Origin of the sequence: Piscirickettsia salmonis LF-89 = ATCC VR-1361 (assembly GCF_000297215.2) — a bacterium.
In the GTDB taxonomy this organism is placed as follows: domain Bacteria; phylum Pseudomonadota; class Gammaproteobacteria; order Piscirickettsiales; family Piscirickettsiaceae; genus Piscirickettsia; species Piscirickettsia salmonis.
Genome location: NZ_AMFF02000014.1, coordinates 53,007 through 67,432, shown reverse-complemented (window position 1 = coordinate 67,432; position 14,426 = coordinate 53,007). Strand labels below are relative to the sequence as shown.

Sequence of the window (14,426 nt, the reverse complement as noted above, 5' to 3'; positions counted from 1 at the left end):
CAAAAATAATTTCTTAATTGAGGTTCGTTTTTGTCGGAAGGGAGGGGGTCATTTCACTTTTCCCATATTTAGGTGGTCTCCCTCCTAGCTTTTTACTGTTAACCAAGTATTTCCTTATCAAAGTCCACTCAGAATCGCTAATGTTGTCAGGGTAAAGAGGTGAATTCATGCAAAATAACCGAATATAGTGATTTATAATCAATAATCTATCAAAAAAGGGGTTTAAAGACACCCTCTAAATGGCAATTTAAGCGGAGACAGAAAAGCGCTGTTTATCCTCTAAGCGCATGGCTGTCAATTGGCCTCCCCAAACGCAGCCAGTATCTAAGGCATGGATATGACCTAGACCTGACTGACCTTCAAGTGCTGCCCAATGCCCGAAAATAATATCAACTCCAGACCAACTGCTATCTAAATGTTGGAACCATGGGGAGAGGCTTTTAGTCACAGCGTGGATTTTTCCTTTTGTTTTTAGATCGAGGCACTTTTTATTATTAACGAAACGTGTACGAGTTAATGTGTTGATAATAAAGCGTACTCTTGCTGCACCGCTTAAATCTTTATGCCAGCAGTTTGGGTGATTACCATAGAGTCCTGCCATCACGTGTTTACATTGTTCGTTATTTTGTAAAAGTTTATGGACTTCACCTGCATAATGTAATGCATTTTGTAAGCTCCATTGTGGAGCGATACCCGCGTGAATCATGCAGGCATTAAAGTGGCGGCTGTAGTGGATAAGAGGTTGTTTTCTTAGCCAATCAATAAGTTCTTGGCTATCAGGGGCAGTTAAAACTTCATTCAAGGTGTCTTTTTTATTTTTGCGGCCATGCCCATAGAAGGCTGCAAGTAGATGTAAATCATGGTTACCGAGGACGACAATGCTATTTTTAACGCTTTTTATAAAGCGTAAACTTTCAAGTGATTGTGGCCCACGGTTAATTAGATCTCCAGCAAACCATAAGCAATCTTGGTCTTTATCATAATTAATTTTGCCAAGTAAGCGTTGTAGTGGGTCGTAACACCCTTGGACATCGCCGATTGCATAGGTCGCCATTAGTAAGTTACCTTTGTCTTATTTTCACTTAGTCTAGCTTTAGTTTAGTTTAGTTTAGTTTAGTGTAGAGTTAAGTGTGATTGCAGCAAGGTAAAGGGCTGTATTTTTGCTTTAAAAGGATAGCCTTGATCGGTCACCATATCATAACAGCCTTGCATAATACCAAAGGGTGTTTCAAGTACTGCACCACTGCTGTATTGATAGTTACTTCCGGCTTCGATATAGGGCTGAGTACCAACGACGCCGGCACCATCGACGGTTTCTACCTTGCCATTGCCATCGGTGATGGTCCAATAACGATGGGTGAGTCGAGTTGAAACAGGAGAGTTATTATAGATAGTAATAGTATAGGAAAATATATAATAGTTTTCCTCTGGAATAGATAATTCTTCGTTATAATGAGTTTCAACTTCTATTTGAATAGAGTGTTCTAAATCTTCTGGATAATTCATAAATGGTTAACTCGATACTAATTAATGATTTAATTGATTAATAATTATTTATGTTCTTGCTGTAATAAATTGCTTAATATAACGTACTGTGTCAAGGGAATCATTTCTGGGCGTAGTTCGGCTGTAATACCCGCTTGCTCAAGTTGGTCTGCTGTTGCCATTTTTTTTAAGCTATTGCGAATTGTTTTACGGCGTTGCGTAAAGGCTTGCGTGACCAGTTGTTCAAAGTGTTTAAGGTTATATGCTGTGATCTTGGGTTGTTTGTAGGGTGTTAGCCTAACAATGGCCGACTCGACTTTAGGTGCTGGGATAAATGCGCTTGGCGGTACAGTAAAGAGCATATCGACTTGACTGTGGTATTGTGCCATTACACTTAAGCGGCCATAATCAGTGCTGCCGGCAGGGGCTGCCATACGCTCGACGACTTCTTTTTGCAGCATAAAGTGCATGTCTTGAATTAAGCGAGGAAAAGAGAATAAATGAAATAATAACGGGGTTGAGATATTGTAAGGTAGATTACCAACGATGCGTAATGGCAATACTGGGTTGTTTGATTGATTATTATTTTGCAAGGCTGCAAAATTGAATTTTAGTGCATCGGCCTCATGAATTTTAAAATTATTTTGTGCCTGAAACTTATCTTGTAATTTGGGTATTAAATCCCGATCAATTTCAATAACATCTAATTTTTGACAACCAGCTACCAGGTATTCGGTGATGGCGCCAAGGCCTGGACCAATTTCGACAATATGGTCGGTATCTTGAGGCGAGATCGCATCGATAATTTGCCTAATAATATGATGATTGTGTAGAAAATTTTGTCCGAAGCGTTTACGGGCCGTATGCCCTTGCAGTGATTTCATTATTAATGGTCTTTATTGTTTTTGCTGTGAAGCGATAGTGATTGCAGTTTTAATGGCTAAATCGAAACTGCCAGGGTCAATGTGTGGTGTGCCAGCAAGGTCAAGTGCGGTGCCGTGATCAACGGAGGTTCTTAAAATAGTTAGGCCTAAAGTGATATTAATGGCTTGGCCAAAACTACTGTATTTTAGTACTGGCAATCCTTGATCATGATACATGGCAATGACTGCATCAGCCTCTTTTAAGTATGGCTCGGTAAATAAAGTATCTGCAGCATATGGACCTGCAACGTTTATTCCCGTAGCTTGCAGCTCGTGGATTATCGGAATAATAACATCAATTTCTTCATGGCCTAAGTGACCATTTTCGCCAGCATGCGGATTAAGACCGCTGATCAGAATCCGTGGTTTGCTAATGTGATAATAGCGCTGCAAGTCATTATGCACGGTCTTGATGGTATAGCGCAGTTTTTCTTTGGTAATTGCGCTGGCAACCTGACTTAAGGGCAGGTGAGTGGTGACAAGAGCAACTCGTAGTGATTCGCTGGCAAGCATCATCACCGGTATTTCGCCAGTGATATTCGCAAAGAACTCCGTGTGCCCGGAGAAAGGAATACCTGCATCATTGATAATGCCTTTATGAACTGGTCCGGTGACAATGGCATCAACCTGTCCTTGGAGATAGGCATGACTGGCTTGCTTTAATGATGCGATGACATAATGAGCATTGGCTACAGCAAGCTGGCCAGGTTGTACTGGAGTGATTAGATCAACAGGGTAGACCTGTAGCTTGCCAGGTGTATGGGCTTGGGCTTGATCAAGGTGGCTTAAGGTGTCTATGCTGATATTGAGTCCAAGATGCTCGGCACGTTGGCGTAGTAGTTCTGGGTCTGCAAAGACGATTAAACGTGCTGAATATGCTTGTTGAGCGAGCATCAAGGTCAGGTCTGGGCCGATACCTGCTGGTTCGCCAGGGGTAATTGCAAGGCGTGGTTGCATGTTATGACTCGTCTTGACCTAAGATATGAACATAGGCTTGATCACGTATTTGCTTGCGCCAATTAGCAATGTAAGCTTCAGCCTTTTTGATAAATATCGCTTGTTTGGCTTGGGCTTTTTCAATAGTGCGGCTGGCATCAATTTGGCGACGTGCAGTGACTTCGATAAGGCGCCAATCCGTTGGTGTACGAATGGGCTCACTGATGGTATTGATGTCGAGTTTATCAATGTGTTGTTCTAGCTCTGGAGGTAGTTGGCCGGGCAATACCCAGCCGAGCTCACCACCTTTAGCGCTTGATGCTGGATCTTCTGAGTAATTTTGGGCGACTTTGGCGAAGGAAATCTTAGCGTTGGTAAGTTGCTGGCGCAATTGTGTCAGTTTAGCAACGGCCTGTTCATCAGAGAAGATGAGAGTGGTTTGTAAGATAATTTGGCGGACTTTATTTTCAGTCACTTTGATTGCTTGTTGATAGTCAGACTTCTTACCCGCCAATTGAATAATTAAATAACCGTTGCCGGTATTAAGGAGAGGGCTGAGTTCGCCAAGTTTTAATTTTTGTGCTGGAGTGACCAGCATGGTGGGTAACTCAGAGGTTTTCAGCCAGCCGAGGTTGCCGCTTTGACTGCGGTTGCTACCTTGTGAATAGCCTTTAGCTGCTTTTTTAAATGTTATTTTTTTATCTTTTATCTCTTGTAAAATGCGCGCAGCTTGTGTTTTTGAGGTAATTAAAATAGTGTTAATGCTATAGCGTGTGGTTGCCTGTTGTTTAGTGTGTTGGCGCTGCATATACTGAGCGACTTCAGCCTCACTCACTTGAAGGCCTGCACCGGCGAGAACGCGTTGTTCAAGACTTCTGATGATCAGCTGATTTTTAAGAAAATTGCGATAATGATCAACATTAATGCCTTGTTTGGTTAACGCCATGGTGAATTTTTCAGCGGACATTTTGTTTTGGTGAGCGACGCTGTTAAAGGCATTGCTGACTACATCACTGGATGCATGAATATTATTGCGTTTAGCTAATTCAAGCAGGACGTTTTGGGTAATTAAATTATTTAACGCAGCGTGTTTGATATCCGCTTGACTTTGTCCACGTAGTTGTGCGGCCATAAATGAGGTTTCTATGGCAAGATCTTGACTGGTAATAACTTGATTATTGACAATTGCAATCGACTGATTCAACGGTATGGCCGGTGGTGGTGCTGCAAATGTCAATGTCGTCGTAAAGGCGCCTAAGCCGAGGGTTAAAAATAAATGTTGTAGTGCTTTCATAAATAACTAGGTCCTCTCGAATCCAGAATCGCCCTGGTAACCGTTAATTTGTTGAAGAAGGTTATTAATGCTTCCTGAGCCAAAGCGACTCAACCCTTTGAGCAAAAATTGTAACATAATTGTATCTTGACCGCGCCCATCGATAGTGCTGACGTCATTGGGGTCATCATCTTTTAGGCTATGGCTGATAAAAAAGCGGATGGCTGAGCAGCAGCTGCTGTACTCGATACCCGCAAATGCTGAAGCTAAGCGTTTTTTTGAGGTGCTTTGGTCTTTAAACCAAAGATAATTACCACCACCAAAGAGGCGCCAGCTACTATTTAGGGCCCAGTACATAGACGAATATAAGCCTTTGGTATTAGGAGGGGCAACACCATTGATTAAATCATCTTGTGATAGCACGCCATAGTTTTCATTATCATGGGTATAGCCAACGTTAAAGATATGATTTAAGTCGGGTTTATATTGAATATTATAATTATCACGCGTTAATCGATGATCATACGTTGACCAGTTGATATTGGTTGATAGAGTGATACTGGGTAACATATTCCAGCTTAAAAAGCTGGTTAAATCAGATAAGCGGTGATCTAAGCCGGATTCTGCTGGAGATAAATGTACTTTGCGGGTGTGAAAATAAAAAATTTGGCCTATACCACCTTTAATAATTTGCTCGCCGTTATTATTAATTAAGGCAGATTCTAGCGCCAATGAAATTTGGTTTGTATCACCGATGCGGTCAATGCCATAGTAGCGGTTGTTAGTAAACAGTGAATTATAGTCAAATGGCTTGATCCCTGAATCAAAAATAGGAATTTGATTTTGATCACGGTATGGCACATATAGATAATATAAGCGTGACTCTAACGTTTGTTTATAGTGGGTATTGTTGATCTGCACATTACGGTCAAAGTAAAGTCCACTGTCTAGATCTAATATGGGGATACCTCGACTTAAATGGTCTTGGCCTTGCGTATTATTATTGAGATTATAATAAGTCTGTGAGTAAGACAACGAGGGTTTAAAGTAGCCAAAATCTGTTTGGCCTGACCAAGCAAGATACGGGGCAAGATAGCTACGTTGACCGGTGGGCGGGGTAACATTATCTACGGGGGCTTTATAAAAGTTAATATACTGGCTATCAACGCCAAGTTGTAATTGGTTAAAGTTAACCGCATTGCTAAAGTTAAGCTCAGGCAGTTTAGCATAGTAGCGGTTACCTAAAGAGAGCGTTGGGTCGGGAAATTGATAGCTGGTAAGATTGCCATTGAAATTTAGATTGTCTGTAATATAGCTAAAGCCTGCACTTCTTGGTAATTGAATGATATTCGTCGAATTTGCTAAGGTGTTCTCTTCGAGACTGAAGTCGTTAAACACATCTTTATCGCTGGCTAGGTTATATTGTAAATACACATTAAGGTTTGGCGTAAATTGTGTTTGCTGACCAAAAAAGACATTATAGCGTTTATTACCATAGGCATGGTCATTATGAATGTAACTGGTGTTCAGCTGACCTGTGGTAGGGCCAAATAAATAACGAAACTCATTTTGCAAAAATAGCCCTCGCTTTGTATACAGTGTGGGCATGATCGTATCGTCGTAGTTCGGTGCTAAATTTAAGTAATACGGGGTGGTTAAGGATAAACCGCCATCGTTACTAAAGTTGATCGTGGGGTATAAAAAGCCGCTTTGTCGCTGGTTGTTAATAGGAAAGTTGAAATACGGTGTATAAAGTAGGGGGACGCCCTTAATGTCTAAAACGGCATCATACGCCTCACCACGCCCCGTTTGTTGATTGAGTTTAATGCTCTTGGCTTTTAGTTGCCAGGTTTGGCCGGGGATGGGCGCACAGGTTGAGTAAGTTGCATTATGGAGAACAAATAAAGTTGGACTTTGTTGTGAAACAGTGGTTGCACTACCATGCGCATAACCGGTGCCAGGATTTGATAATTGAGTATTATTTGCTGTGACTTTTTGGCTAGAGCGGTCTTTTTTTAATTTGAAGCGGTATTGTACATCGTTAATTTGAGCCTGTTGTTTTTGTGGTTGCCAGTGGGCGTTTTTACCAATAATCAATATGCTGGGTTCACGATAGCGAACATGACCTGTCGCATTGATCTGCGTCATATCACCTGTTTTAGGGTCACGCGTTAAATGAACCGTATCTGCGCGTAAATCGCGTCCTTGTTGATAGAGATAAACATTGTCTGTCAGCGTTTGCCCTGATGGGGTGAGTGTGGTGCTTTTGGACGAAATATAAGTTTTGCTTTGATTAAAAGGGCCTGGATTGCCTGGAAGGGCAAAAGGGGAGAGCTGATAGTAGCCATCACAGATAGTACAGTCTGTTAAGGTATTATTTAAATGATTCTTATTGCTTGCTACCCAGTCGAGGGCAGTTTTTGTTGGTGTTTTTGTTTTTGTTGTGGGTGTGCTACTGTAGGTGAGTGATGGTAAAAGCCCCAGTGCGCTAATCAGTTGAAGAATGAGGTATCGTTTTTTTACTATCATCATTATTTTCTTTATTTTCAGCTCGTGCAACACTTAATTCTGTGTCACACTTTTAACATAAATATACTGCTTGCTCTCAGAGGAGAACATAGTAGCATCGTATGGGTGTAGTAGACCAGGAAAAGATTGATAATGAAAAAGGCAGATGACAAGCTGATCGCATGGACCAAAACTCAGCTTAAAATAACGGGTGATCAGCTGAATATTGTTGCACTTGCTGGCGATGCTAGCGCGCGGCGTTATTATCGTGTGTTGCAAGGGCAGGCACCGTCGCTAATACTGATGGATGCTAGACAGCAACAGCAAGAATGCTCGCCGTTTTTATATTTAGGTGAGTGTTTACAGCGTGCAGGTTTGGTCACACCCGATGTGCATGCGTATGATATTGATCAAGGCTTGATGCTATTGACTGATTTTGGTGATGCGCTATTAATTTCACGCTTGCAAAGTGCTGAGCATCAAGCAGCCGCTCTTTATGATCAGGCATTTATTAATATAGCGAAGATTCAGTCGATTCCTACTGCGAGTTTAACGGGCATGTCATTATTTGATGCCGCATTTATGTTGCGGGAAATGAACCTGTTTCAAGAGTGGTTTCTATCAGCATACCGTGGCGTAACGCTATCGGCCGAGCAAGAGCAACAGCTCAATGAATTATTAATAGTGATCAGTCAATATTTAGTGGGCTTGCCGCAATGCTTGATGCATCGTGATTTTCATTCACGCAATATTATGTGTTTAGAGGACGGTCGATTAGGCATTATTGATTATCAGGGGGCGGTGATTGGCCCATTGATCTATGATCTGGTGTCATTATTGAAAGATTGCTATGTGAGTTGGCCGCGTGAGCAAGTTGAGGGTTGGGTAACACACTTTTATATGCAGCATTTGGAGCCATCTCAGCGTCAGTTGATGAGTGCTGAGCAATTTTTATATGCCTTTGATGTTGCGGGGTTACAGCGCCATCTTAAATGCACAGGCTTATTTGCACGCCTGGCGTTGCGTGATCAGAAAAATCTTTATTTAAGTGAGCTGCCGCGAGTGCTGGATTATATTCGTCATATGGGTGAGTTATATAGTGAATTTCGCTTTTTCTCTGATCTTCTTCAGGAGTTAGAACAAAGCAGCGCAACCGTGGCAGAAGAGGATTTGCTATGACCATTAAGGCGATGATCTTGGCTGCAGGACGGGGTGAGCGTATGCGACCGTTAACAGATACTTTGCCTAAACCTTTATTAGATGTTGCAGGTAAATGTTTGATTGAATATCGCATAGAAGCACTGGTACAGGCAGGGATTCGCGATATTGTTATTAATGCATCTTATCAGGCTGAGCGTTTAATTGAAGTGATTGGTGATGGCCAACGTTATGGCGCCTCTATTGAGTATTCAGTAGAGGAGGAGCGTCTAGAAACGGGGGGGGGAATTACTCAAGCGCTGCCCTTATTATCAGACTGTTTTATCGTCGTTAATAGTGATATTTGGACTGATTTTGATTTTTCTTATTTATTGCAGCGTGCGCACACACTTGATTCTGATCCGGCCTTGCAAGCGATATTAGCTCACTTTGTCTTAGTCAATAACCCCGATCACCATGCTGGTGGTGACTTAGAACTTATCGATGGCTGCGTTTATGATAAGGCACAGGGTGTTGCGTTAACTTATAGTGGCATCGGAATTTACAAAAAAGCATTATTTACAACAGCAAAAATTGAAGCGTTTCGTGTTACAGAGCTTTGGACTGATCCCATTGTGAATAAACAGATCACAGGGGAACATTACTTGGGGCAATGGCGGGATATTGGTACGCCGGAGCGTTTAGAGCTCTTGCGTCAGGATTTAGTGGCAAGGGCAACATGCGCGTGAGTTGGTTGCGCCGCGGCCAGGCGGCTATGAGCCTAATGACAGATTGCTTGAAAACGACAGTTTTGTTTAAATTTAATTTTAAAAAAATACGTTTTAATGTTATCGAGGAAAGTGCTCGGCAGGTATCCGCATTAAAGTTTTTAAAGCTATTATCTGCAGGACTTAGAGCGGTTATCTGTGTAGAAGGTAAGATATTGGCGGTTGAAGTTGTGCGTATTGAGCAGTTTTTTTACGTGTTGGCTTTTCTTCAGCTCAATTGTGGCAGCTTAAGCAGCTGATGTTCACACCGCAGGCCTTACCTTTAGAGCAGCTGATTCACCAGTTACGTCCATTACTATTAAAGCAGCTGGAATGGCGTCAGCTTACTTTACAAGCTTTGTGTATGAGCTGCTATCTTAGTGAGCGAGGGAGGAAACACCGGATTGCACGTTTTCGTTATCTTAGTGAACGCTTAGGTTATTCTCAGGCAGAAATATCCGCGGTAGAAACTGCATTTGCTACATCTGCAGAGCATAGGTGCCGTCATAAACGTCATAAAAGCACAGTTAAAACAGAATTAGGCTGGGCTTATCGGCAGCTGGAGTTATTGCCAGGTGCAACTATGCAAGAAATTAAAGTTGCTTATCGCCGTTTAATGAGTCGTTATCACCCTGATAAGTTGGTTGCCCGTGGACTGGGACCCATTGAAATAGCTCAGTCAACACAAAAGGCGCAACGGATTCAGCAAGCGTATCGACAACTGTTAAGTTCTTAAGTTTAAGTAAGGCGGGTAAGCTAAAATAAGTGGGTTTTTGTGGATTTGACTTTGCTTGCTGAGTGCTTTTGTCTATGCTTTTTATATTATCCTTGGTATTTTCTAGCAGTGCAAAGGTAGATGATTTGTGAAAATTTTAATTGCTGATGATTCGATGACAATGCGGCGTATTATTATTAATGCGTTGGTTGATCATGGGGCAGCGTCTGATAATATTTTAGAGGCTGAGGATGGTGAGCGCGCGTTAGCACGCTGGCAAGCTGAGGGAGATGAGGTCGGGCTCGCTTTATTAGATTGGAACATGCCCAAAATGAATGGCTTAGATACTTTGCATTTGATTCGTGATGTTGATAAAAAAACACCGATTATTATGGTCACTACGCACTCAGAGAAAACTGATGTGGTGTCTGCTATTTCAGAAGGTGCAACAAATTATATTATTAAACCTTTTGAAGCTGATACGCTGATTGCGAAGATCAGTCAGTTTATTGATATTAATGAATTGGCTTAATTTAACACTATATTTTTTCGAATCTTAAAAGTATTTATTTTGCTGCTGCTTTGATTTTACCATCTTCAAGGAAAGCGGGTTGAACATGGGTGTTGAGCCAGGTATAAATTCGATTGGCGAGCATATGCTCGGTTCTGGAAAAGTTATATTCTTCTGAGAGAAAAAAACCCTGTTGATAGTTAAGGCTGCCGGCTTGTTGACTTTTTGCCTTGCGCCTTTGCGCTGCATGATTTGCTTCTGGATTGTGGGTTTGCAGGGTGTAGATATCCAAAATAGGTAAATTTTTAAGTTTTTTAATGTCAAAAAAATGGGCATTGGCTCGAGTTGATGGATTAAGTAAAATAAGCCCATAGATTCGAAGCTGAGCTTGAGTTGCAAGATAATGAACAGCGGAATTGACATAATCACCCACGGCTAGCATAGCAATGTTATGGAGTCCTTGTGAGCGTAATAACTCTATGCTGAGCCAGAGCTGTTGACGAAGGAACGCGTGTTGTTGGTTACTGTTATTATTATTTTGTCTTGATTGTTGAGTAAACTGGGCAAGCTGTAAAGATAAGACACTCCAACCATGTGCAGGTAGTTGTTGATATAATACGTTAAGAGGAAAAGGCCAGCGTAGGTGTTGGCCATTATCATGTAAGATAATCACTGCACCTTTCGCATCTTCTTGAAGGTATTGTTCTTTAAGGCCAATGAGAAACGATTTACGGTCGGCATTTAACCAGATATATTGCGGTTTTATCTTCGGCGTGATTTGTTTCGTCATTGCGTTTTGCTGGTTGATGTGGCCACTGTTAATCATAAATTGACTAGGCGAAGCAGTTGAAGGTTTGGTATGATTTGGCTCGACCTGATTTTTAGCACCATACGCTTGAGTGAGTGTAGCGCAAATCATAGTCAAAATAAGGGGGCTAAGAAGCAGGTATTTCATAGATTGCCGTGTCTTTTATTTTTGAGTATAGCCTAGGAGCTGATTATGCAACCTTACCTTATTGCCCCATCGATTTTGTCGGCCAATCTCGCTGCCCTTGGTGACGATGTTGAGCATGTGATCCAAGCTGGGGGAGATTGGGTGCATTTTGATGTGATGGATAATCACTATGTCCCTAACTTAACGTTTGGGCCAATGGTATGTAAAGCCTTAATAAATCATGGCGTAACCGCACCGATTGATGTGCATTTGATGGTTAAACCCGTGGACCGCTTGATTGTTGATTTTGCAAATGCTGGTGCGAGCTGGATTAGCTTTCATCCTGAAGCCTCTGAGCATATTGACAGAAGCTTGCAGTTGATTAAAGATCATGGCTGCAAAGCGGGCCTTGCTTTTAATCCGGCAACGTCGCTGGATGTTTTAAACTATGTGATTGATAAAGTAGATTTAATATTGATTATGTCGGTTAATCCAGGGTTTGGTGGCCAGAGTTTTATTCCGATGGCTTTAGAAAAACTCAAAGAAGCACGGCGCATGATTGATGCCTCTGGTCGCGATATTCGTTTGCAAGTGGATGGTGGTGTTAATGTTGATAATATTGCTAAAATTGCAGCAGCAGGTGCAGATACATTTGTTGCAGGTTCAGCTATTTTTAATGCGGAAAATTATGCCAAGCGTATCGATGAGCTACGGTTGGCACTAGCAAGCCCAGTGTGAAATTAAAACTAAAAATAAAACTAAAACAAAGACTTAATAGAAGAGATAGCCTAAGCTCATGTTAGTTGTAATAGATAATTATGATTCGTTTACCTATAACCTGGTGCAGTATTTAGCTAAATTAGGCGCTGATGTTCGCGTTTTTCGTAATGACCAAATTACTCTTAGCGAGCTTATTGCGCTTGACCCTCGTCATATTGTGATCTCTCCTGGGCCATGCACGCCGAATGAGTCAGGTATTTCTTTAGAGGTGATTTCTTATTATACTGGGAAAATCCCCATCCTTGGTGTATGCTTAGGCCACCAAGCGCTGGGGCAATGCTTGGGTGCTCGTGTTGAGCGTGCCCCTTATGTAATGCACGGTAAAACGTCTGAGATTTGGCATACTCAGCAGGGCTTATTTAAAACATTGCCAAGGCGTTTTTTTGTGACTCGCTATCATTCATTGATCGTGGCAGAAGAGAGTTTGCCTGAATGCTTAGAGGCCGTTGCTTGGTGCAAAAATAAGGGGTCGGGGCGATTGATTATGGCTATGCAACATAAAGAATATCCGTTGTATGGCGTACAGTTTCACCCTGAAGCGGTGTTAACTGAATATGGTTATGAATTACTTGCGCAATTTTTAATGCAATAATTGCGCTGTTCGCTATTCTAGATTAAGAGTTATAGACAGGTCTTCATGTATCGATTGGGAAGGTGTGTTTTAGGTTTGTTGGGTGGGTAGATTTAAGAATGCAAAAATTGAAACTCCATGGTTTTAACAACTTGACAAAGAGCTTGAGCTTTAATATTTATGACATTTGTTATGCAAAGACACCAGAGGAACAACAGCAGTATTTAGAGTATATCGATGAAGCTTACAGTGCCTCGCGAATTACTGAGCTGATGAATCAGGTGACTGAGACTATAGGTGCACATGTCCTAAATATTGCTTATCAAGACTATGAGCCCCAGGGCGCGAGTGTGACGATGCTCATTGCTGAAGGGCCAGTGATGCTGCCGACCAAAACAATCACACCGGATGCGGTTGTTGCTCATTTGGATAAAAGTCACATTGCAGTGCATACCTATCCTGAAATGCACCCAGATAATGAGCATGGTATTTGTACGTTTAGAGCGGATATTGATGTATCAACTTGTGGTTTGATTTCTCCATTGAAGGCATTGAACTTACTCATTGATAGCTTTGAATGTGATATTGCAACGGTTGATTATCGTACACGTGGTTTTACGCGTGATATTTATGGTAATAAGCTGTATATGGATACCCCCATTAATTCTATTCAGAACTTTTTTACTGAAGAAGTACGCCGCTGCTATGAAATGATTGATGTGAATATTTATCAGGAAAATATTTTCCATACGAAAATGCTATTAAAAGAATTTGATTTAGATAACTATTTATTTGGCGCAACCACTAAAGAACTCTCTTCTGGCAACGAGCAGTTGATTCGCTCTAGAATTAAGCGTGAAATGCTGGAGATTTTCTATGGTCGTAATATGGCAGATGTGCCGATAGATGGTTGTTACTAACGTTTTTTTCTTTAAAGTCTTTTTGCTTATTTAGGTAGCGATACGATAGGCGAGGTTGACATCAGTAAATACTAAGCTGTAATAAGATTTATTACAGCTTTAGCTTGATCTAAATTGCGATTTCGTCTATGTCTAATATGGAGTAAAAGCGGTAGGCTCTGATTGCTGCGGAAATTCTTCTGGAGTAGAGAGGAGCATATGATAAAAAGGCAGTGCGTCCGTTGATGATGATAGTGTCTCACAAGCTTTTTCTACAACCGCCATATTCAGTTCTTTACCATTAATATTTAACCCGGCTAGGTTGATTTGTCTTGACCTTGTAGCAGATAAAAGGCACTGAAGCGCCATACCAATAATGGGCTGTTCCCTTATATCGATATTCCAGGTTACCTTAGTATCTGAAGATGATAGATCATTGGTAGATTCTAGAAAATGGCAAAGTGTATGTGCTCTTTGTTGCAATTGTTCTTTTTGTTCTTGGTGCCCTAATGAAATATTAAGGGGCTTTTGAAACTGAGCAGTTATTTGCAGGGGGGCTGTAGCTGTAGACTGTCTTAACTCAGCATCTAATTTTAGATCGCTTTGTATCCCTTGGTAGCCAAAAACTTTAAAATAACCATCATCGAGCGCTGCGAGCCATGGAGTGGAGGTAGCGACGCTTACGCTTTTCAATACGCTCAACTGTGGCACCTGTTGCTGTTAAGTGCTTTAATAATTGTTCTTCTGATATATTATATAGTGTCAACTCTACTGTTGTTGCTGCAGCTGCAGCTTCTAAAGGCACTACAGTTGCTTCTGGAGTTAAGAGACCATCTTGTTGACACCACTGTTTTAAATCAGAAATCAGCTGCTCACCATCTTCAGCCAAATCGCGACTGTTAAAGCTTATGCCTGAGCTTAAAAAATAGCTTTTTAATTCTTCTAATACTTGTTGTTGGTAAGCTAGGTTTTTATTGTCATACCTTT

The 14,426-nt window shown here is 41.4% G+C and carries 17 protein-coding genes; 8 read left to right on the top strand and 9 right to left on the bottom strand.

Features of this window, described 5'->3' with window-relative positions:
• Positions 1 to 247: 247 nt before the first annotated feature.
• The 6 genes from C200_RS01550 to C200_RS01525 are packed head-to-tail and all read right to left on the bottom strand — an operon-like array spanning position 248 to position 7,149.
• Positions 248 to 1,054, bottom strand: a complete 807-nt coding sequence (locus C200_RS01550) for a symmetrical bis(5'-nucleosyl)-tetraphosphatase (RefSeq protein ID WP_016210435.1) — start codon at positions 1,052 to 1,054, stop codon at positions 248 to 250.
• A gap of 59 nt (positions 1,055 to 1,113) precedes the next feature.
• The gene (gene apaG / locus C200_RS01545) at positions 1,114 to 1,506 is read right to left on the bottom strand and encodes a Co2+/Mg2+ efflux protein ApaG (RefSeq protein ID WP_016210431.1); all 393 of its coding nucleotides are present in this window, start codon (positions 1,504 to 1,506) and stop codon (positions 1,114 to 1,116) included.
• Positions 1,507 to 1,550: 44 nt separating this feature from the next.
• Positions 1,551 to 2,369, bottom strand: coding sequence for a 16S rRNA (adenine(1518)-N(6)/adenine(1519)-N(6))-dimethyltransferase RsmA (gene rsmA / locus C200_RS01540; protein WP_016210434.1), 819 nt, complete (start codon positions 2,367 to 2,369; stop codon positions 1,551 to 1,553).
• 12 nt (positions 2,370 to 2,381) lie between these two features.
• On the bottom strand, positions 2,382 to 3,365 hold the full coding sequence (gene pdxA, locus C200_RS01535) for a 4-hydroxythreonine-4-phosphate dehydrogenase PdxA (protein WP_016210429.1): 984 nt from the start codon (positions 3,363 to 3,365) through the stop codon (positions 2,382 to 2,384).
• Between the two features lies 1 nt (position 3,366).
• The gene (locus C200_RS01530; RefSeq protein ID WP_016210428.1) at positions 3,367 to 4,638 is read right to left on the bottom strand and encodes a peptidyl-prolyl cis-trans isomerase SurA; all 1,272 of its coding nucleotides are present in this window, start codon (positions 4,636 to 4,638) and stop codon (positions 3,367 to 3,369) included.
• A 6-nt stretch (positions 4,639 to 4,644) separates the two neighbouring features.
• The gene (locus C200_RS01525) at positions 4,645 to 7,149 is read right to left on the bottom strand and encodes an LPS-assembly protein LptD (protein WP_080664841.1); all 2,505 of its coding nucleotides are present in this window, start codon (positions 7,147 to 7,149) and stop codon (positions 4,645 to 4,647) included.
• Positions 7,150 to 7,278: 129 nt separating this feature from the next.
• Here C200_RS01525 and C200_RS01520 point away from each other — a divergent pair, with 129 nt between their 5' ends.
• From C200_RS01520 to C200_RS01500, 5 genes are all read left to right on the top strand, one after another.
• Complete coding sequence (locus C200_RS01520; RefSeq protein ID WP_016210436.1) at positions 7,279 to 8,304, top strand: aminoglycoside phosphotransferase family protein; 1,026 nt, start codon at positions 7,279 to 7,281, stop codon at positions 8,302 to 8,304.
• On the top strand, positions 8,301 to 9,011 hold the full coding sequence (gene murU / locus C200_RS01515) for an N-acetylmuramate alpha-1-phosphate uridylyltransferase MurU (protein WP_016210439.1): 711 nt from the start codon (positions 8,301 to 8,303) through the stop codon (positions 9,009 to 9,011). Before C200_RS01520 ends, murU begins: the two co-directional genes overlap by 4 nt.
• Positions 9,002 to 9,289: a hypothetical protein gene (locus C200_RS01510; RefSeq protein ID WP_016210441.1), complete on the top strand. Its 288-nt coding sequence runs from the start codon at positions 9,002 to 9,004 to the stop codon at positions 9,287 to 9,289. The genes murU and C200_RS01510 overlap by 10 nt, the downstream gene beginning before the upstream one ends.
• Positions 9,289 to 9,765, top strand: a complete 477-nt coding sequence (locus C200_RS16475) for a DnaJ domain-containing protein (protein ID WP_016210440.1) — start codon at positions 9,289 to 9,291, stop codon at positions 9,763 to 9,765. Before C200_RS01510 ends, C200_RS16475 begins: the two co-directional genes overlap by 1 nt.
• 127 nt (positions 9,766 to 9,892) lie before the next feature.
• Complete coding sequence (locus tag C200_RS01500; RefSeq protein ID WP_016210438.1) at positions 9,893 to 10,276, top strand: response regulator; 384 nt, start codon at positions 9,893 to 9,895, stop codon at positions 10,274 to 10,276.
• Between the two features lie 34 nt (positions 10,277 to 10,310).
• Here the strand turns inward: C200_RS01500 and C200_RS01495 are convergent, their stop codons facing one another.
• Positions 10,311 to 11,174, bottom strand: a complete 864-nt coding sequence (locus C200_RS01495; protein ID WP_162034439.1) for a DUF3530 family protein — start codon at positions 11,172 to 11,174, stop codon at positions 10,311 to 10,313.
• 81 nt (positions 11,175 to 11,255) lie between these two features.
• On the opposite strand from C200_RS01495, the gene rpe reads away from it, so the two are divergent.
• The 3 genes from rpe to speD all read left to right on the top strand — a co-directional run bounded on the left by rpe (position 11,256) and on the right by speD (position 13,460).
• A complete protein-coding gene (rpe, locus tag C200_RS01490; RefSeq protein WP_016210432.1) occupies positions 11,256 to 11,927 on the top strand; it encodes a ribulose-phosphate 3-epimerase in 672 nt (223 codons plus the stop codon).
• 58 nt (positions 11,928 to 11,985) lie between these two features.
• Entirely contained in the window at positions 11,986 to 12,561 is a 576-nt protein-coding gene (locus tag C200_RS01485) for an anthranilate synthase component II (RefSeq protein ID WP_016210437.1), read from the top strand.
• Between the two features lie 98 nt (positions 12,562 to 12,659).
• Positions 12,660 to 13,460: an adenosylmethionine decarboxylase gene (speD, locus tag C200_RS01480; protein ID WP_017376335.1), complete on the top strand. Its 801-nt coding sequence runs from the start codon at positions 12,660 to 12,662 to the stop codon at positions 13,458 to 13,460.
• Between the two features lie 132 nt (positions 13,461 to 13,592).
• Here the strand turns inward: speD and C200_RS15305 are convergent, their stop codons facing one another.
• On the bottom strand, positions 13,593 to 14,141 hold the full coding sequence (locus C200_RS15305) for a hypothetical protein (protein WP_155276069.1): 549 nt from the start codon (positions 14,139 to 14,141) through the stop codon (positions 13,593 to 13,595).
• Positions 14,080 to 14,328, bottom strand: coding sequence for a hypothetical protein (locus tag C200_RS01470; RefSeq protein WP_033923646.1), 249 nt, complete (start codon positions 14,326 to 14,328; stop codon positions 14,080 to 14,082). Before C200_RS01470 ends, C200_RS15305 begins: the two co-directional genes overlap by 62 nt.
• Positions 14,329 to 14,426: the final 98 nt, after the last annotated feature.